This is a genomic window from Xanthobacter sp. SG618 (genome assembly GCF_012932745.1).
In the GTDB taxonomy this organism is placed as follows: domain Bacteria; phylum Pseudomonadota; class Alphaproteobacteria; order Rhizobiales; family Xanthobacteraceae; genus Xanthobacter; species Xanthobacter flavus.
On record NZ_JABBHL010000002.1, the window covers coordinates 150746 to 168028 of the forward strand.

Genomic DNA, 17283 nt, shown 5'->3' on the forward strand with positions numbered 1-17283 from the left:
AACGGGCGCGATTTGACCCCGGAGAGGTTTCCTTTTACCGCGCAGCCGGAGAGGCGGGACGAAATGGGACATCAGGCGGTTCGCCCCCTCTGTGAGGCGGCTTCCGCGAGCGGCTCGGGCCAGGCCCGCTCGGCCACCTCTGGCGGGCGGGAGCGCAGGCCCGCGCGCCGTTTGATCACGAAAGGTCTGTCCCTGTCATGACGGCCGCCCTCACCCAAACCGACCCCCGCCCGTGGGCACACCGTCTCGCGACCCCGGGACCGACACTGCTCCTGCTGCTCGGCTTCGCCATCCTCGTCGCCATCAGCGCGACCTCCATCACCCTCATCCACCGCGCGCGGTCGGATGCGGAGAGCGTTGCCCATACCCTTCGGGTGATGAACGCCGTTTCGCAGCTGCAGGTCCTCATCCGCCGCACGGAAAGCGCCGAACGCGGCTACCTGATCACCGGCCGGGAGGGCTTTGCCCGCTTCTACCAGCAATCGAAAGCCCAGACAGGGCCCACACTCGAAGAGATCGCCACCCTCACCGCCGACAATCCCGAGCAGCAGCAGCGCGTGGCCGAGGCCCGCACCCTGATCGCCGAACGTCTTGCGTCCTATGAGCAATCCATGGCGCTGCGGACCGCGGGCGATCTGGAGGGAGCCGTCGCCGACCTCCGGGCCGATCGCACCGAGGGCGCCATGACGCGCCTCGGCACGCTGCTGGTGGAGATGAAGGCGGCGGAGACCGAGCTGCTCGACGAACGCACCGACGCCTCCCACGACAGCACGGTCTGGCTGACCGTGGTCAGCCTCGCCGGCCTCGCCGTGGTGCTCGCCCTGGGCGCCCTCGCCCTCACCCTCAATCGCCGCCAGATCGACGCCTTGAAGGCGGCGCAGCGCGAGCTGGAGGCCGCCAATCAGGGGCTGGAGAAGCGCGTCGCCGAGCGCACCGCCGACCTCAAGGAAGCCAACGACGAGATCCAGAGCTTCGCTTACATCGTCAGCCATGATCTGCGCTCACCGCTCGTCAACATCATGGGCTTCACCAGCGAGATCGAGGCCATGCGGGGCGACCTGTTCGAGCGCCTCGCCCAGCTGCGGGCGCAGGCGGGCGACGCCCCGGAGGCCGATGCTGAGCTCGCCGCCGATTTCGAGGAGGCGCTCGGCTTCATCAAGACGTCCATCACCCGGATGGACCGGCTCATCCACGCCATCCTCGCCTTGTCGCGAGAAGGCCGGAAGGAATTCGTGCCGGTGGACGTGGACATGGGCCAGCTTTTCGCCAACCTGCGGGACAGCATGACCCACCAGCTGCACGAAGCCGGCGGCGAGATCGCCATCAAGCGCCTGCCGGTGATCCAGTCCGACCGGCTGGCGCTGGAGCAGATCTTCACCAACCTCCTCGACAACGCCTTCAAGTATCGGCGGGACGACGTGCCACTCCGCGTGGAGGTGAGCGCGGTGGACACGCCCGGCTTCGTCACCTTCGTCATTCAGGACAATGGCCGTGGCATCGATCCCAAGGATCGCGGCCGGGTGTTCGAACTGTTCCGCCGCTCGGGCCGGCAGGATCGCCCCGGCGAAGGCATCGGCCTTGCCCATGTGCGCGCGCTGGTGCGACGTATGGGCGGCCTCATCTCACTCGATTCCAAGCTGGGCGAAGGCTCTACCTTCAAGGTGACGGTGCCGCGCCGCCTGCCCACGGAGACCGGAAAGAAGGACCATGGTTGAGCACGTCACCATCATCATGATCGAGGACGATGAGGGCCATGCGCGCCTCATCGAGAAGAACATCCGGCGCGCTGGCGTGAACAACGAGATCGTCGCCTTCAGGGACGGCACCAGCGCCGTCAACTTCCTGTTCGGCGCCGATGGCAGCGGGCGGGAGAGCAGCGGCCGCGCGCTCCTCGTGCTGCTCGACCTCAATTTGCCCGACATGACCGGCGTCGAGATTCTCGGCCGCATCAAGCAGAACGAGCATCTCAAGCGCTCGCCCGTGGTGGTGCTCACCACCACCGACGACAAGGTGGAAATCCAGCGCTGCTACGACCTTGGCGCCAATGTCTATGTGACGAAGCCGGTCAATTACGAGAATTTCGCCAACGCGATCCGGCAGCTTGGCCTCTTCTTTTCCGTCATCCAGGTGCCGGAGACCGACTGATGGAATGCGCCGTGTCCGACCCTCTGGCAGTTCAACCGGACGCGGCATCCGCCCCGCCGCCGCCGCTGCGCGTGCTCTATGTGGATGACGACCCCGCCCTCGGGCGGCTGGTGCAGCGCCAGCTCGGGCGCCTCGGGTTCGAGGTGGTCCCGGCCTTTTCCGGCGAGGACGGGCTGGCACGGCTCGGCACCGAGCGGTTCGACGTGGTCGCCCTCGACCACTACATGCCGGGCCAGGACGGCATGGCCACCCTGCGCGCCATCCGCGCCCTCGAAAACGCCCCGCCGGTGGTCTACGTCACCGGTGCGCAGGACGGGCGGCTCGCGGTCGCCGCCCTCAAGGCGGGTGCGGCCGACTATGTGGTGAAGGAGGTCCAGGCCGACTTCATCGAACTGCTGCGTGCCGCCTTCGTGCTGGCGGTGGAGCAGGTGCGCATGCGCCGCGCCCACGAGGCGGCGGAGGCCGAAATCCGCGCCGCCCGCGACCGGTTCGAGGCGCTGGCCGCCGAACGGGCGCTGCTGCTGCGCGAGATGAACCACCGCGTCGGCAATTCACTCCAGATCATCGTCTCGCTGCTCAACGTGCAGGCCGGCGCAACCGAAGATCCGCGGGTGAAGGAAGCGCTGAATTCCGCCCGCAACCGCGTTTCCGCCGTGGCCCAGGTGCACCGGCGGCTCTACACGTCCGACCAGATCGCGACCGTCGCCCTCGACCAGTATATCGGCTCGCTGCTGGACGACCTTCAGGTGTCGGCGCACCGCGAGCATGGCGGCATCACCCTCACCTACGATGCGGACCCCATCCACATCGACCCCGATCGCGGCGTCGCGCTGGGCATCATCGCCACCGAGCTCGTCATCAACGCCATGAAATACGCCTATCCCGACGGCGAGGGGCCGGTGCGGGTGAAGCTGAAGCGCATGGGCGACCGGCTCGACTTCACCGTGGAAGACGACGGCGCCGGTATCTCGCCGGAAAAGCCGGCGACGTCCACGGGCCTCGGCAACCGCATCGTCAAGGCCATGTCCATGAAGCTCGGCTGCGAGCCGACATTCGACCCGCGCGAGCGCGGCACCTGCGTGCGCCTCACCTTCCGCCTCGCCGACCGCGGCAAGGCGTGAGGGCTTCCCGCCGCAAGGACTTGGTCAGATGCGGGGGACGATGATGAGCCGTTCCACCGGCTTGCCGCCGAGCAGGTGCGAGGTGACGATCTCGTCGATATCCTCGGGGGTCTTCGGCGTGTACCAGATGCCCTGCGGATAGACGACCATGATGGGCCCCGCCTGGCAGAAGCTCAGGCAGCCGGAGGAGGTCATGGCGATGTCGCGGCGGCCGGAGGCCTCCAGCTTCTTCCCCAGGCGTTCCCACAAAGGCTGCGCGCCATTGGCGCCGCAGGAGCCGCGCGGATGCATGGGCGGCCGCTGGGTGAAGCAGCAGAAGACATGGTGGGTGTAGACCTGCGGAATGTCGAGGACTTCGGCTTCGGCGGCTTCGGACATGACGGCTCACGGCTCGGTGGGTTTCCTGGAGCCATTCAAATTGCATGCCGCCGCGCGGCTTTCGCCAGAAAGCCGTTGCAGACCAGAGCAATAGGCCAATGGAAACGCCGGCGCCCCGAGGGGACGCCGGCGCGGGTCGCGACACTGGCGGGAATGCGACACGGCGCGGCGGCCCGCGCCCGCCGCATCACAAGATCATTTGCCCACGAACAGGCTGTCGAGCTTGCCGCCGGAGGCGAAGTGGGTGGCCTGCACCTTCTCCCAGCCGCCGAACACGTCCTCCACCTTCACGAGGCGGATGGGCGGGAACTGGTCCTTGAACTGTTCCGCGACCTTAGGGTCCACCACGCGGTGGAAGGCCTTGGCCGCCACCGTCTGGCCGGCGGGGGAATAGAGGAACTCGAGATAGGCCGTGGCGGAAGCGCGAGAGCCGCGCTTGTCCACCACCTTGTCCACCACCGCCACCGGGAACTCGGCGAGCAGGCTCACGGACGGCACGACGGTGAGGAGCTTCTTGTCGGGATAGAGCCCCTCGATGGTGCGGGTCTCCGCCTCGAAGGTCACCAGCACGTCGCCGGTGTCGCGCTCCACGAAGGTTGTGGTGGCGGCGCGGCCGCCGGTGTCGAACACCGGCACGTTGGCCAGCAGCTTCTTCACGAAGGCATCCGCCTTGGCGGCGTCACCCTTGTTCTGCTCCAGCGCATAGGCATAGGCGGCAAGATAGGTGTAGCGCGCGTTGCCCGAGGTCTTGGGGTTTGGGAAGATCACCTTCACGTCGTCGCGGACGAGGTCGGACCAGTCCTTGATGTTCTTCGGGTTGCCCGCGCGCACGAGGAAGGCCGGGAAGGAATAATAGGGCGAGGCGGAATTGGGGAACTTCTTCGGCCAGTCCTTGGCCACATAGCCGGCCTTGGCGAGGGTATCCACGTCGATCACCTGGTTGAAGGTGACCACATCCGCCTCCAGCCCCTCGATGACCGCGCGGGCCTGACGGGAGGAGCCGGCGTGGCTCTGGTTCACCGTCAGCTCCTGGCCGGTCTTCGACTTCCAGAACGGGATGAACTCGGCATTGACGGCCGTGAACAGCTCCCGGGAGATGTCATAGGAGACGTTCAGCAGCGTGTTGGGCCCCTGCTGGGCCAGCGACGGCCCGGCGCCGAACGGGGCCGCGGCCGCGCCGGCGAGCGCGGTGGCGAGGAGGGCGCGGCGGGTGATCATGGAACGTGCTCCCGATTTCACATTTCACATATGATGAAATGTTATATTCACATGCACCGTGTCTATCATGTGGAATCCGGACTGTGAACCTCCCGGTGCGCGGGACTCCCAGAAACTTTCCCCATGGGAATAGGAAAGGCCCGCGAACGGGTCGCGGGCCTTCAAGAATTGCGAGCGGATCAGACGTCCGGCGTCAGAGATTCAGCATGGCCATGGCGGCGGCGGGGTAGCGGGTGCCGGCCACGGCCTCGGGTGCGAAGAGGGCGTCGAGGGTGGCGACCTCCTCCGGCGAGAGGCGGATGCGGGTGGCAGCCACATTCTCCTCAAGATACTTCTGCCGCCGCGTCCCGGGGATCGGGATCACGTTGTCCTGCTTGTTGAGGATCCAGGCCAAGGCGATCTGCGCGCTGGTAGCGCCCTTCGCCGCGGCGAAGTCCTTCAGCGCCTCCACCAGCGTGAGGTTGGCCTTGAGCGCGTCGCCGCTGAAGCGGGGATTGGCGCGGCGGAAATCGTCGGCGGCGAGCGTGTCGGGGCTCGTCACCGCGCCGGTCAGGAAGGAACGTCCGAGCGGGGAATAGGCGACAAAGGCGACGCCAAGCTCGCGGCACGCCGCCAGCATTTCCTCTTCGGGATCCCGGCTCCACAGGGAATATTCGATCTGCACCGCGGTGATGGGATGCACCGCATGCGCCTTGCGCAGTGTCGCCACCGAGCATTCGGACAGACCGAGGAAGCGCACCTTGCCCGCTTCCACCAGCCCCTTCATGGCCCCCACCGTCTCCTCGATGGGCGTCTTGGAATCCACGCGGTGCTGGTAATATAGGTCGATGGTATCGATGCCGAGCCGTTCGAGGCTGGCATCGCAGGCGGAGCGCACATAATCGGGCGTGCCGGACACGCCGAGGCGCTCGCCATTGGGGCCGCGCACATTGCCGAACTTGGTGGCGAGGATCACCTGATCACGCCGCCCTTTGAGGAAGCGACCGAGCAGGCGCTCATTGTGGCCGACGCCGTACATGTCAGCGGTGTCGAAGAAATTTATGCCGAGGTCGAGAGCGGCTGCTAGGGTCGCGAGCGACTGTTCGTCGTCGCTTGGCCCATAGAATTCAGACATGCCCATGCAGCCGAGACCGATGGCGGACGCGGACAGGCCCGAGCGACCGAGGGAGCGATGGTCCATGGGGGACCTCATATGAAGGGGAAAGAAGGGAAGCACAGCCAAGCGGCCCCGCGCTGGCCATGAATGTAAACTACACCGTATAGTGTACTTATGTCAAGCGACATTCCCTCCCCGCCGCCCATGCCGGGCGCCGCGATAGATTTGGCACCGGCTGACGCCCGGCCGGGGCGCGACCGCCGCACCACCGTGCCGCGCATCCGCGCCGCCGCGCGCCGGCTGTTTCTGGAGCGCGGCTATGAGGGCACCTCGATGGATGCCGTCGCGGCGGCCGCTCCCGTCTCCAAGCGCACGCTCTACCAGCACTTTCCCGGCAAGGCGGAGCTGTTCGCCGCAGTCATCGACGACGCATGGTCCCACTTCACCCGCGCACCGATCTTGCCCGGGGATACGGCCGGCGACCCGCGCGCCGTGCTGCGCGCCTATGTGGGACGCCTCACCGAGCACTGGGAACGGCCGGACGTGGTGCCGCTGCTCCGGCTTGTGATCGCCGAGGCGCCGCGCTTTCCCGAGCTGTCCCAAGCCTATTTCGCCGTGGGCAAGGAGCCGGCCCTGAAAGGCCTCGGCGCCTATTTTGCCACCCTCGCCGCCGAAGGACGCCTCGCCACCAGCGATCCGCAGCTCGCGGCGGCGCAGTTCCTCGGGGCCATCAAGGAGCCGCTGTTCTGGCCGCGGGTGCTCGGCGTGCCGGTGGCGTTCGACGTCACCGCCGCCGTGGAGCGGGCCATAGACGGTGTGCTGAAGGACCGCTGAGAGGGCAGCCCCCTCGCCCCTTCAATTACCCCTTCCCTTGCCCCTTCGGCGCCCCCCTGCTAAGAGCCGCGCCATCCGCGGGATGCTCGCGGCATTCCTCTTCCAAGAACAGACAGGACGGTCCCCCATGGCGATCGAGCGCACTTTCTCGATCATCAAGCCCGACGCCACGCGTCGGAACCTCACCGGCGCCATCAATGCCGTCATCGAGAATGCAGGCCTCAAGATCGTGGCCCAGAAGCGCATCCGCATGACGCGCGAGGAGGCCGAGACCTTCTACGCGGTCCACCAGGAGCGCCCCTTCTTCGGTGACCTCGTGGCCTTCATGACCTCCGGCCCGGTGGTGGTGCAGGTGCTCGAAGGCGAGAACGCCGTCGCCAAGTACCGCGAAGTGATGGGCGCCACCAACCCGGCGAACGCCGCCGAGGGCACCATCCGCAAGCTGTTCGCCGAGTCCATCGAGGCGAATTCCGCCCACGGCTCCGACAGCACCGACAATGCGAAGGTGGAGATCGCCCAGTTCTTCTCCGGCAATGAAATCGTCGGCTGAACTGGTATTCGATTAGGATTCCGCGGCGCGCGATCGAATTTGTGCGCCGCGGCGTCCGGTTTTTCTTGAGGGTTCCTCTCGGGCAGATTAACGTAGCGTCAAAATCCAAAATACGGCGCACCAGACGCAGAATACAATTGCGCAGTGACGCCGACGCTCAAATGGCCCGGGGTAGGGATCATGTCGCTCGATTCACCAGTGCTCTGGCTGGCACTGCTGCAGATCATTTGGATCAACGTCCTATTGTCCGGCGACAACGCGGTGGTGATCGCCCTCGCCTGCCGCTCATTGCCGGAGAAGGTGCGCCGAACGGGCATCATCCTCGGCGCCGGCGTGGCCGTCGGCCTGCGCATCATCTTCACCGGCATCGTCGCGACACTTCTGGCCCTGCCGTGGCTGAAGCTCGTGGGCTCCCTCGCCCTCATGTGGATCGCGGTGGACCTCGCCAGCCCTGACGAGGGCGGCGAAGAGGCCATTCAATCCAGCGACAACCTCTGGAAAGCCGTGGGTACGGTGGCGGTGGCGGACATCGTCATGAGCCTCGACAACGTGGTGGCCGTGGCCGCCATCGCCGACGGCAACTGGTTCCTGCTCATCTTCGGCCTCGCCATCTCCATTCCGCTCATCATCGCCGGCTCGTCGCTGGTGATGTCGCTCATCAACCGCTTCCCGCTGCTGGTCTGGGCCGGCGCGGCGCTGCTCGGCTGGGTCGCCGGCGACATGCTGCTCGGGGACGTGGCCATCATCGAGCGCCTGGGTGAAGAGACCACGCATCACCTCCACCGCATCGTCTCCGCCGCCGGCGCCGCCCTCGTGGTCGGCCTCGCGCTGGCCCTGCGCTGGTACAAGGGTCGGCGCGCGCACGCCCACGACGACATCGCAGCCTGAGACGATCGACATGAAAGGGGCCGCATCCGGCCCCTTTTTTCTGCCCCTTAATTGACGTAACGGAAGTTTTGTCGCGTCATCAACATGACGCGACGTAAGAATAACTGCGGCGCGCCGAGCCCCAGTCCGGCCTCGCCCGCATCATCAGCCTTCACCACATGGAGTGGACGATGGATTTCACCGCCCCGACCTTCTGGGTCGCCCTTCTGCAGATCATCTGGATCGACCTGCTGCTGTCCGGCGACAATGCGGTGGTGATCGCCCTTGCGTGCCGCTCGCTGCCGGCGAAACAGCGCAAATGGGGCATCCTGCTCGGCGCCGGCGCGGCGGTGGGCCTTCGCATCCTGTTCGCGCTGGCGGTGTCCTACCTCCTCGGCGTGCCGTTCCTGAAGGTGGTGGGCGGCCTGCTGCTGTTCTGGATCGCCATCAAGCTCGTCACCGACAATGGCGGCGATTCCCACGAGGTCGCGGCTTCGGACAGCCTGTGGAAGGCGGTGCGCACCATCGCCATCGCCGATGCGGTCATGAGCCTGGACAATGTGGTGGCCATCGCCGCCGCCGCGCGCGGGCACTGGGAATTGTTCGTGTTCGGGCTGCTGCTCACCATCCCGCTCATCATCTTCGGCTCGCAATTGCTGCTCTCGCTGCTCACCCGCTTCCCCATCCTCATCTGGGCCGGCGCTGCGCTGCTCGGCTGGATCGCCGGCGAGATGCTGGTGGGCGACGTGATGGCGCTCAGCTACATGCAGCAGCTGAACCCCGCACTGGTGAAGGTGGCCGAGGACGGGCTGCACCCGGCCGCTTTGCCCCATTATGTGGCCAGCACCATCGGCGCCCTCTTCGTCCTGGGGCTCGGCTACGTCCTGCGCAACCGCGGGCGCGACCGCGCCGCCGAGGCCGGGCACGGCGCCTGAGCCTCCCCGCAAGAGATGTGAAAAGGGGGCGACGGCACGCGTCGCCCCCTTTATTGTCTCAAGGCCATGAACGTCCATGCCCCGACCGTTTCGCACACCGCCCACAGCCCGGTTGCGACCCACCCGTCCGTCTGTCCCCATGACTGCCCGTCCGTCTGCGCCCTGAAGGTGGACGTGATGGCCGATGGCCGCATCGGCCGGGTGCATGGCTCCAAGGACCAGCCCTATACCGCTGGCGTCATCTGCGCGAAGGTTGCCCGCTATGCCGAGCGGGCGAACCACCCGGACCGCCTGGCCCATCCGTTGCTGCGCACCGGCCCCAAGGGCTCCGGCCAGTTCACCCGCATTTCCTGGGACGAGGCGCTGGACCGGGTGGCCGAAGGCCTCCTGAAGGCCGAGCGGGAGCACGGGGCGGAATCCGTCTGGCCCTATTATTACGCCGGCACCATGGGCCTCGTGATGCGCGACGGCATCAACCGGCTGACCCATGTGAAGCGCTATTCGCGCTTCTTCTCCTCCATCTGCGTCAATCCCGCCTGGAGCGGCTACATGGCGGGTGCCGGCCGCATCGCCGGCGTGGACCCGCGGGAAATGGCGGCCTCCGGCCTCATCACGCTCTGGGGCACCAATGCGGTGTCCACCCAGGTCAATGTGATGACCCACGCCATCCATGCGCGGAAGCGCCACGGCGCGAAGATCGCGGTGGTGGATGTCTATCGCACCCCCACCATGGAGCAGGCGGACATCCCCCTCCTCATCCGCCCCGGCACGGACGGGGCGCTGGCCTGTGCGGTGATGCACGTGCTGTTCCGCGACGGCCTCGCCGACCGCGCCTATATGGAGCGCTATGCCCGCGACGCCGCCGCGCTGGAGGCGCATGTGGCGACGCGGACGCCCGAATGGGCTTCCGCCATTTGCGGCCTGCCGGTGGCCGAGATCGAAGCCTATGCGCGGCTCGTGGGCACGACGCCGGCCTCCTATTTCCGCATCGGCTATGGCTTCTCCCGCAGCCGCAACGGCGCGGTGAACATGCACTCGGTGGCGTCCATCCCCGTGGTGGCCGGAAGCTGGCAGCATCTCGGCGGCGGCGCGCTCCACTCCATGTCCGGCACCTATGGCTGGCGCAAGAAGATGATCGAGGGGCTGGACCGGCTCGATCCCACCGTGCGCGCCCTCGATCAGTCCCGCATCGGCCCCATCCTGATGGGCGAAGAGGATGCGCTGGCGGGCGGCGGCAAGGTGGCGGCGCTCCTCATCCAGAACACCAACCCCGTCGCCGTCGCCCCTGAGCAGGAGAAGGTGAAGCGCGGCTTCGCGCGGGAGGACCTGTTCGTGGCGGTCCACGAGCAATTCATGACCGATACGGCCCGGATGGCCGACATCGTGCTGCCCGCCACCATGTTCACCGAGCATGACGACATCTACGGCGCCGGCGGGCATCCCCACATCCAGATCGGCACCAAGCTGGTGGAGCCCCCGGGCGAGTGCCGCACCAATCACGACGTGATCTGCGCTCTGGCATCACGCCTTGGCGCCGAACACCCCGGCTTCGCCATGACTGCCCGAGAGCTCATCGACTGGACCCTGCGCGAGAGCGGACGGGGCCCGGTGGAAGCGCTGGAGGAGGCCCGCTTCATGGACGTGGGCCAAGACTACCGCACCGCCCATTTCCTCGATGGCTTCGGCCATCGCGACAAGCTTTTCCATTTCGCGGTGGACTGGGCGAACCTCTCCTTCCCCGCGCCGGGCAAGTTCGGCCCGGTGGCGGACATGCCGGCCCTGCCGGACCATTGGGCGGTGATCGAGGAGGCGGATGCGGAGCATCCCTTCCGGCTCGTCACCGCGCCAGCCCGCAACTTCCTCAACTCCTCCTTCACCGAGACGCCCACCTCGCAGGAGCGGGAGGGCGCGCCCTCTTTGCTGGTCCATCCTGAGGACGCGGCGGCGCTTGGCGTCGCGGAGGACGATCTCGTGGCGGTAGAGAACCCGCGCGGGCGGGTGGAGCTGCGCGTCCGGCTGTTCGACGGGCTGCGGCGCGGCGTCGTCGTTTCCGAGCAGATCCAGCCGTCCGGCGCCCATCGCGGCGGGCGCGGCATCAACACGCTGACCGGAGCTGATCCGGTGGCGCCGGTGGGCGGCGCGGCGTTTCATGACAACAAGGTGCGGGTGGTAAAGATCGAGGCGTGAGGCTCTCACGCCTCGGCCTATCTCACGGACCGCCAGCACTGGGGACAGCGGGCACCCGCCCGGGAATTAAACCCCCGGCGAAACCAGCGCCGGCAGTCCGCCCTTGGCGCCGGTGATCTCCACCCGCTCGTCGGCGACCTTCAGGCGGCCGGCGGCCAGAAGCTCCAGCCCCTTGGGATAGATCACGTGCTCCTGCGCCAGCACGCGGGCGGCGAGGACGTCCGGCGTGTCGTCGGCTTCCACCGGCACGGCGGCCTGCAGGATGATCGGCCCCTCGTCCATCTCGGCGCGCACGAAATGGACGGTGCAGCCGTGGAAGCGCACCCCCGCCTCCAGCGCCCGCTCGTGGGTGTGCAGGCCCTTGAAGCTGGGCAGGAGCGAGGGGTGAACGTTGATCATGCGGTTGCGCCAGCGTTCCACCAGCCAGGGCGTGAGCAGGCGCATGAAGCCGGCGAGGCAGACGATCTCGATGCCCTCGGCCTTCAGATAGGCGTCGAGCGCCGCGTCGAAGGCCAGGCGGTCGCTATAGCCCTTGTGCGACAGCACGAGGGTCGGCACGCCGTGCTCCTTGGCGAAGTCGAGACCGGCGGCGTCCTCCCGGTTGGAGAGGACCAGCGCGATCTCGGCCGGGAAGTCCGGCGCCTCGGCGGCCTTCACCAGCGCCGCCATGTTGGAGCCGCGGCCGGAGATCAGGATCGCGGTGCGTTTCGGCGCCGCCTCGCTCATGACGCGAACCCGAAATCGGCGGCCCCGTCATAGACCACATGGGCCGCGCCGGTGCCGGGCTCGATGACGCCCAGGCGGATCACGGTCTCGCCCGCGGCGGCGAAGGCGTCGGCCACCTCCTCCTCCCGCTCCACCGGTACCACCACGGCCATGCCGACGCCGCAGTTGAAGGCGCGCAGCATCTCTTCCGGCGCCACCGCGCCGACGCTAGCCAGCCAGCGGAAAACGGGAGGGACGATGAGGTTGGACAGGTCGATGCGGGCGATGGTACCGGCCGGCAGCACGCGCGGCAGGTTCTCTGTGATGCCGCCGCCGGTGACATGGGCGAGCGCCTTCACCGCGCCGGTCGCGCGGATGACGGACAAGACGCTCTTCACATAGAGGCGAGTGGGCGTGAGGAGCGCGGTGCCGAGGTTCTGGCCCTTGTGGAAGGGGGCCTCGTCGGTCCAGGCGAGGCCGGACCGCTCGACGATGCGGCGCACCAGTGAATAGCCGTTGGAATGCACGCCGTCCGAGGCGAGCCCGAGGATCACGTCGCCCGGCCCCACATCCTTGCGCGGCAGCAGCTCGGTGCGCTCGACGGCACCGAGGGAGAAGCCGGCGAGGTCATAGTCGCCGTCGCGGTACATGCCCGGCATCTCGGCCGTCTCACCGCCGATGAGGGCGCAGCCGGCCGCCTTGCAGGCCCGCGCGATGCCCGCGACGATATGGGCGCCCACATCCGGCGCGAGGCGGCCGGTGGCGAAATAATCGAGGAACAGCAGCGGCTCGGCGCCCTGGACCACGAGGTCGTTGACGCACATGGCCACGAGATCGATGCCGATGGTGTCGTGCACGCCGGTATCGATGGCGATCTTGAGCTTGGTGCCCACGCCGTCGGTGGTGGCGATGAGGAGGGGATCGGCAAATCCCGCCGCCTTCAGGTCGAACACACCGCCGAAGCCGCCGATGTCCGCGTCGGCGCCCGGCCGGGCTGTCGCCTTGACCAGCGGCTTGATGAGATCGACCAGGCGGTTGCCCGCATCGATGTCCACGCCCGCGTCGCGGTAGGAAAGTCCGTCCTGAGCCATAGGATCCCCGTCTTTGCGCGGGGCTTAGCCGCGAACGCGGGTCAAAGCAAGGCAGAGCGCCGCTCTTCGCCGTCTTGCACAGCCGGGCGGCAGGCCCGGACCATGGCCGCGACCTGCTCCACGTCGTCCCGGAACGGCAGGGTGCGCCGCCAGACGAGGCCGATGGTGCGGGACGGCGCGGGATCGGGAAAACGCAGCAGCCGCACGCGCGGGATGCGCCCGCCCTCGGAAGCGACGAACATCTGCGGCAGCAGCGTCACGCCCTGCCCGTTGGCGACCAGCTGGGCCAGGGTCGACAGGCTGGAGGCGCCGAAGCGCCGCAGCTGGCGGGCGTCCACCTTGCGGCAGACGTTGAGCGCCTGGTCGCGGAAGCAGTGGCCGTCCTCCAGCAGCAGGAGGTCGGCGGCGAGGATGTCCTCGGCGGCGGCGGTCTCGCCCGAAAAGTCCGCCGAGGCTTCGGGAACGGCGAGCAGGAACGGGTCCTCGAACAGCGCCATGGTCTCCAGCGCCGGATGCTCCACCGGCAGGCTGAGGATGACGAGGTCGAGGTCGCCATGGGCGAGGTCGTTCACCAGTTGCTCGGTCTGGCTCTCCCGGAGCGCGATCTCCACGCCCGGCCAGCGGCCCGCCATCTCCGGCAGCAGGCGCGGCAGGAGATAGGGCGCGATGGAGGGGATGACGCCGAGCCGCATCCGCCCTTCCAGCAGCCGCCCCCGGTCGCGGATGGTGCGTTCCATGTCGGCAAGCGCCGCCAGCACGCCGCGGGCGCGCGATGCGGCCTCCTCCCCCACCGGGGTCAGGCGCACGCCGCTCCGTCCTCGCTCGACGAGGCGCACGCCGAGCGCCTCCTCCATCTCGCGGATCTGCATGGAAAGGGCTGGCTGGGTGACGGCGCATTCCTCCGCCGCGCGGCCGAAATGACGGTGGCGGGCGAGGGCATCGAAGTAGCGAAGCTGACGGGTGGAGAGCACTCGATAAGATTACCTTATCGAAAACTCAATGCAATCTGATTTGTCCTTATTCCAACTCGCGGCCATGCTGCGCTCCGGTTGATCCGCCGCCGTCACGGCGCGAGTCCAAGCAGGGAGCCCTTCATGACGCGACCCACCCTCACCACCACCGCCGGCAATCCCATCGCCGACAACCAGAACTCGCTGACTGCCGGTCCGCGCGGTCCGGTGCTGATGCAGGACTATCAGCTCCTCGAGAAGCTCGCCCACCAGAACCGCGAGCGCATTCCCGAGCGTGTGGTGCACGCCAAGGGCTGGGGCGCCTTCGGCACCCTCACCGTCACCGGCGACATTTCCAAATATACCAAGGCCAAGGCGCTCCAGCCCGGCGCGCAGACGCCCATGCTGGCCCGCTTCTCCACGGTGGCCGGCGAACTGGGCGCGGCGGATGCCGAGCGCGACGTGCGCGGCTTTGCGCTCAAGTTCTACACGCCCGAGGGCAACTGGGACCTCGTGGGCAACAACACGCCCGTCTTCTTCGTCCGCGACCCCTACAAGTTCCCGGACTTCATCCACACCCAGAAGCGCCACCCCAAGACCAACCTGCGCTCCCCCACCGCCATGTGGGACTTCTGGTCCCTCTCGCCGGAGAGCCTGCACCAGGTGACGATCCTGTTCTCCGACCGCGGCCTGCCCGTGGGCGTCCGGAACATGAACGGCTACGGCTCGCACACCTATTCCTTCATCAACGAGGCGGGTGAGCGCTTCTGGGTGAAGTTCCACTTCAAGACCCTTCAGGGCCACAAGCACTGGACCAATGGCGAGGCCACCGAGGTGGTCGGCCGCACCCGTGAATCCACGCAGGAGGATCTGTTCACCGCCATCGAGCGCGGCGAATTCCCCAAGTGGAAGGTGCAGGTGCAGGTGATGCCGGAGCTGGATGCGGAGAAGACCTCCTACAATCCCTTCGACCTCACCAAGGTGTGGCCGCACGGCGAGTATCCGCCCATCGACATCGGCGTCATGGAGCTGAACCGCAATCCGGAGAACTATTTCGCGGAGATCGAGCAGGCGGCCTTCTCGCCGTCCAATATCGTGCCCGGCATCTCCTTCTCGCCGGACAAGATGCTACAGGCCCGCATCTTCTCCTACGCCGACGCCCATCGTTACCGCATCGGCACGCACTATGAGCACCTGCCGGTGAATGCCCCCAAGTGCCCGGTGCATCACTACCACAAGGACGGCGCCATGCGGTTCTTCCCGCAGGTGACCGGGAATACCGACGCCTATTACGAGCCGAACTCGTTCAACGGCGCCGCCGAGGACGCCAAATATGCCGAGCCCCCGCTGCAGATCTCGGGTGATGCCGAGCGCTACAGCCACCGCATCGGCAATGACGACTTCTCCCAGCCGCGCGCCCTGTTCGAGCTGTTCGACGCCGGCCAGCGCCAGCGGCTCTTCAGCAACCTCGCGGCGGCCATGTACGGCATTCCGCAGGAAATCGCCGACCGGCAGATCGCCCTCTTCACCAAGGTCCACCCGGAATACGGGGCGGGCGTGAAGGCGGCGCTGGAGCACGAGACCCGCGCCAAGGCGGCGGAGACGGCCCAGCAGCAGAAGAACCCGGCGGGCCCTGTCGCCGCCGAGTGACGTGATCCCGGAGCGGGGGTTTGCCGGGAGCCCCGACCCGGCAAACGGAAAGGGGGCGCGCCTTGCCGGCGCGCCCCCTTTTTATTTCGGCTGCAGATCTCAGTCCTCAAGCACCTTGAGCTTGAACAGGAGGCCGGCGAGATAGGCGCCCACCAGCGGCACCACGATGAACAGCCAGAGCTGCGAGATGGCCTTGCCGCCCGCGAACAAGGCCGGGCCGATGGAGCGGGCGGGGTTCACCGACACGCCGGTGACGGGAATGAAGACGATGTGGATCATCACCAGCGACAGGCCGATGGCGAGACCCGCCGCCTGGGTGATTCCCGCCTTGGAGGTGGAGCCGAGGATCACCACCAGGAACACGAAGGTGCCCACCAGCTCGGCGAGGATCGCCGCGCCCAGGCCGTAGCCGCCGATATAGCCCTCGCCCCAGCCGTTCTGGCCGAGACCGGCGGTCTTCACATCGAAGCCGGCCAGCTTGCCGGAGGCGATCATGAACAGGATGGCGGCGCCGGCGATGCCGCCCAGGATCTGGGCGATCCAGTATTTCGGCACTTCGGAGGTGGGGATGCGGCCAGCGGCCCAGACGCCGATGGTGACGGCGGGATTGATGTGGCAGCCGGACACATGGCCGATGCCATAGGCCATGGACGTCACGGCAAGGCCGAAGGCAAAGGCGATGGCGAGCATCCCGATGGGTGCCGAGCCGTAGCCGGTGAGCACCGCGGAGCCGCAGCCGAAAAGAACGAGAACCGCTGTTCCGATGAACTCGGCGACGTATTTATTCATTGCCCAGTCTCCCCTGCGCGCTGTCTCCCGGCGAGGACCGGGCACTGAGCGCGCATCCGTCACAGTTCAGGAGCCGAATTCGCCGCCCGGACCGAACGAAACCGGGCGGACTCGCCTCCAATCAGGCGCCCCCTGAGGACACGCCGCAGCTCAAGCCAACTCCGCCCAAAGGCAGAGATCAAGACTGCAACTCCAAATCGGGGTGGCTCGCGCGCACCTTTTTGACGTGCGGCAGCGCAGCATCGCGTACCGCGCTCGCGAAAAGATGAACGGAAGGTAAAGGCCCGTGTCGGCGCGGGTTCAGCCCCGGCGTCGTACAAGCAAGGTGAAAACATCCTCCATTGAGGGGACGACCTGCCCCGGTCCGGCGTTCTAAGCCGGCCACGCGACGTCGAACAAAGAGCTGCCCCGGACCCTGCCATGAAGACCACCTCCCTGATTGCGGCTGCCGCCACCACCTTCATCGCCATCGCCGCCTGGGGTGGCGGCGACCTCGTGCGCGCCTTCCCCGGCGATGCCGCTCCCGCCATGGCGAAGGCGGATCAGCCCGCGGCGCGCGACGTCGCCTATCAGTGGCGCGACTATTGGGATCGCGGCGGGGCGGATGCTGCGACGCGGGCCTGCCCGGCGCGCAAGAGCATCAGCCTCTCTTGGGAGGGCCCGCGCCTGTCCTGGCAGCGCAGCTGCGCCCGGCCTGGCTGAGCTTCACCCCTCGCGCGCCACGATCGGGGGGTGCAACCGCCGGGAGCCTCCCGCCACGCTGACGT

At 67.5% G+C, this 17283-nt stretch carries 17 protein-coding genes; 10 read left to right on the plus strand and 7 right to left on the minus strand.

Annotation, left to right across the window (positions count from 1 at the left end):
- Positions 1-197: 197 nt before the first annotated feature.
- From FHT36_RS06190 to FHT36_RS06200, 3 genes are read left to right on the plus strand one after another with little or no spacing between them, the layout of a single operon-like run.
- A complete protein-coding gene (locus FHT36_RS06190) occupies positions 198-1715 on the plus strand; it encodes a CHASE3 domain-containing protein (RefSeq protein ID WP_169121652.1) in 1518 nt (505 codons plus the stop codon).
- A complete protein-coding gene (locus FHT36_RS06195; protein WP_024277276.1) occupies positions 1708-2145 on the plus strand; it encodes a response regulator in 438 nt (145 codons plus the stop codon). The genes FHT36_RS06190 and FHT36_RS06195 overlap by 8 nt, the downstream gene beginning before the upstream one ends.
- Positions 2146-2156: 11 nt before the next feature.
- Positions 2157-3266: a histidine kinase dimerization/phosphoacceptor domain -containing protein gene (locus tag FHT36_RS06200; RefSeq protein ID WP_229646331.1), complete on the plus strand. Its 1110-nt coding sequence runs from the start codon at positions 2157-2159 to the stop codon at positions 3264-3266.
- A 24-nt stretch (positions 3267-3290) separates the two neighbouring features.
- Here the strand turns inward: FHT36_RS06200 and FHT36_RS06205 are convergent, their stop codons facing one another.
- From FHT36_RS06205 to FHT36_RS06215, 3 genes are all read right to left on the minus strand, one after another.
- Positions 3291-3644, minus strand: a complete 354-nt coding sequence (locus FHT36_RS06205) for a ferredoxin (RefSeq protein WP_169121654.1) — start codon at positions 3642-3644, stop codon at positions 3291-3293.
- A gap of 195 nt (positions 3645-3839) precedes the next feature.
- Positions 3840-4862, minus strand: coding sequence for a sulfate ABC transporter substrate-binding protein (locus FHT36_RS06210; RefSeq protein ID WP_210257602.1), 1023 nt, complete (start codon positions 4860-4862; stop codon positions 3840-3842).
- Between the two features lie 193 nt (positions 4863-5055).
- Positions 5056-6042, minus strand: coding sequence for an aldo/keto reductase (locus FHT36_RS06215; RefSeq protein ID WP_169121655.1), 987 nt, complete (start codon positions 6040-6042; stop codon positions 5056-5058).
- Between the two features lie 141 nt (positions 6043-6183).
- Between FHT36_RS06215 and FHT36_RS06220 the strand changes: the two genes are divergently transcribed.
- The 5 genes from FHT36_RS06220 to FHT36_RS06240 all read left to right on the plus strand — a co-directional run bounded on the left by FHT36_RS06220 (position 6184) and on the right by FHT36_RS06240 (position 11331).
- Positions 6184-6792, plus strand: a complete 609-nt coding sequence (locus tag FHT36_RS06220; protein WP_169121656.1) for a TetR/AcrR family transcriptional regulator — start codon at positions 6184-6186, stop codon at positions 6790-6792.
- Positions 6793-6919: 127 nt separating this feature from the next.
- Positions 6920-7342, plus strand: a complete 423-nt coding sequence (gene ndk, locus FHT36_RS06225; RefSeq protein WP_169121657.1) for a nucleoside-diphosphate kinase — start codon at positions 6920-6922, stop codon at positions 7340-7342.
- Between the two features lie 180 nt (positions 7343-7522).
- Complete coding sequence (locus FHT36_RS06230) at positions 7523-8230, plus strand: TerC family protein (protein ID WP_169121658.1); 708 nt, start codon at positions 7523-7525, stop codon at positions 8228-8230.
- Positions 8231-8400: 170 nt separating this feature from the next.
- A complete protein-coding gene (locus tag FHT36_RS06235) occupies positions 8401-9144 on the plus strand; it encodes a TerC family protein (RefSeq protein WP_169121659.1) in 744 nt (247 codons plus the stop codon).
- Between the two features lie 66 nt (positions 9145-9210).
- The gene (locus FHT36_RS06240) at positions 9211-11331 is read left to right on the plus strand and encodes a molybdopterin-dependent oxidoreductase (protein ID WP_169121660.1); all 2121 of its coding nucleotides are present in this window, start codon (positions 9211-9213) and stop codon (positions 11329-11331) included.
- 66 nt (positions 11332-11397) lie between these two features.
- Here the strand turns inward: FHT36_RS06240 and purN are convergent, their stop codons facing one another.
- From purN to FHT36_RS06255, 3 genes are read right to left on the minus strand one after another with little or no spacing between them, the layout of a single operon-like run.
- Positions 11398-12057, minus strand: a complete 660-nt coding sequence (purN, locus tag FHT36_RS06245) for a phosphoribosylglycinamide formyltransferase (protein WP_169121661.1) — start codon at positions 12055-12057, stop codon at positions 11398-11400.
- The gene (purM, locus tag FHT36_RS06250; RefSeq protein ID WP_169121662.1) at positions 12054-13127 is read right to left on the minus strand and encodes a phosphoribosylformylglycinamidine cyclo-ligase; all 1074 of its coding nucleotides are present in this window, start codon (positions 13125-13127) and stop codon (positions 12054-12056) included. The genes purN and purM overlap by 4 nt, the downstream gene beginning before the upstream one ends.
- Before the next feature lie 41 nt (positions 13128-13168).
- Positions 13169-14098 (minus strand): hydrogen peroxide-inducible genes activator, encoded by a 930-nt coding sequence (locus FHT36_RS06255; RefSeq protein WP_169121663.1) that lies wholly within the window; start codon positions 14096-14098, stop codon positions 13169-13171.
- Positions 14099-14221: 123 nt separating this feature from the next.
- On the opposite strand from FHT36_RS06255, the gene FHT36_RS06260 reads away from it, so the two are divergent.
- On the plus strand, positions 14222-15727 hold the full coding sequence (locus tag FHT36_RS06260) for a catalase (protein WP_169121664.1): 1506 nt from the start codon (positions 14222-14224) through the stop codon (positions 15725-15727).
- Positions 15728-15826: 99 nt separating this feature from the next.
- Here the strand turns inward: FHT36_RS06260 and aqpZ are convergent, their stop codons facing one another.
- A complete protein-coding gene (gene aqpZ / locus FHT36_RS06265) occupies positions 15827-16516 on the minus strand; it encodes an aquaporin Z (protein WP_029556870.1) in 690 nt (229 codons plus the stop codon).
- Between the two features lie 420 nt (positions 16517-16936).
- Here aqpZ and FHT36_RS06270 point away from each other — a divergent pair, with 420 nt between their 5' ends.
- Positions 16937-17218: a hypothetical protein gene (locus FHT36_RS06270; protein WP_169121665.1), complete on the plus strand. Its 282-nt coding sequence runs from the start codon at positions 16937-16939 to the stop codon at positions 17216-17218.
- Positions 17219-17283: the final 65 nt, after the last annotated feature.

Excerpts from the sequence above, each read along its gene's own strand:
- FHT36_RS06190 (WP_169121652.1), top strand. The coding sequence starts at position 198 with ATGACGGCCGCCCTCACCCAAACCGACCCCCGCCCGTGGGCACACCGT.
- FHT36_RS06195 (WP_024277276.1), top strand. The coding sequence starts at position 1,708 with ATGGTTGAGCACGTCACCATCATCATGATCGAGGACGATGAGGGCCAT.
- FHT36_RS06205 (WP_169121654.1), bottom strand. The coding sequence starts at position 3,644 with ATGTCCGAAGCCGCCGAAGCCGAAGTCCTCGACATTCCGCAGGTCTAC.
- FHT36_RS06210 (WP_210257602.1), bottom strand. The coding sequence starts at position 4,862 with ATGATCACCCGCCGCGCCCTCCTCGCCACCGCGCTCGCCGGCGCGGCC.
- FHT36_RS06215 (WP_169121655.1), bottom strand. The coding sequence starts at position 6,042 with ATGGACCATCGCTCCCTCGGTCGCTCGGGCCTGTCCGCGTCCGCCATC.
- ndk (WP_169121657.1), top strand. The coding sequence starts at position 6,920 with ATGGCGATCGAGCGCACTTTCTCGATCATCAAGCCCGACGCCACGCGT.
- FHT36_RS06230 (WP_169121658.1), top strand. The coding sequence starts at position 7,523 with ATGTCGCTCGATTCACCAGTGCTCTGGCTGGCACTGCTGCAGATCATT.
- FHT36_RS06235 (WP_169121659.1), top strand. The coding sequence starts at position 8,401 with ATGGATTTCACCGCCCCGACCTTCTGGGTCGCCCTTCTGCAGATCATC.
- FHT36_RS06240 (WP_169121660.1), top strand. The coding sequence starts at position 9,211 with ATGAACGTCCATGCCCCGACCGTTTCGCACACCGCCCACAGCCCGGTT.
- purN (WP_169121661.1), bottom strand. The coding sequence starts at position 12,057 with ATGAGCGAGGCGGCGCCGAAACGCACCGCGATCCTGATCTCCGGCCGC.
- purM (WP_169121662.1), bottom strand. The coding sequence starts at position 13,127 with ATGGCTCAGGACGGACTTTCCTACCGCGACGCGGGCGTGGACATCGAT.
- FHT36_RS06260 (WP_169121664.1), top strand. The coding sequence starts at position 14,222 with ATGACGCGACCCACCCTCACCACCACCGCCGGCAATCCCATCGCCGAC.
- aqpZ (WP_029556870.1), bottom strand. The coding sequence starts at position 16,516 with ATGAATAAATACGTCGCCGAGTTCATCGGAACAGCGGTTCTCGTTCTT.
- FHT36_RS06270 (WP_169121665.1), top strand. The coding sequence starts at position 16,937 with ATGAAGACCACCTCCCTGATTGCGGCTGCCGCCACCACCTTCATCGCC.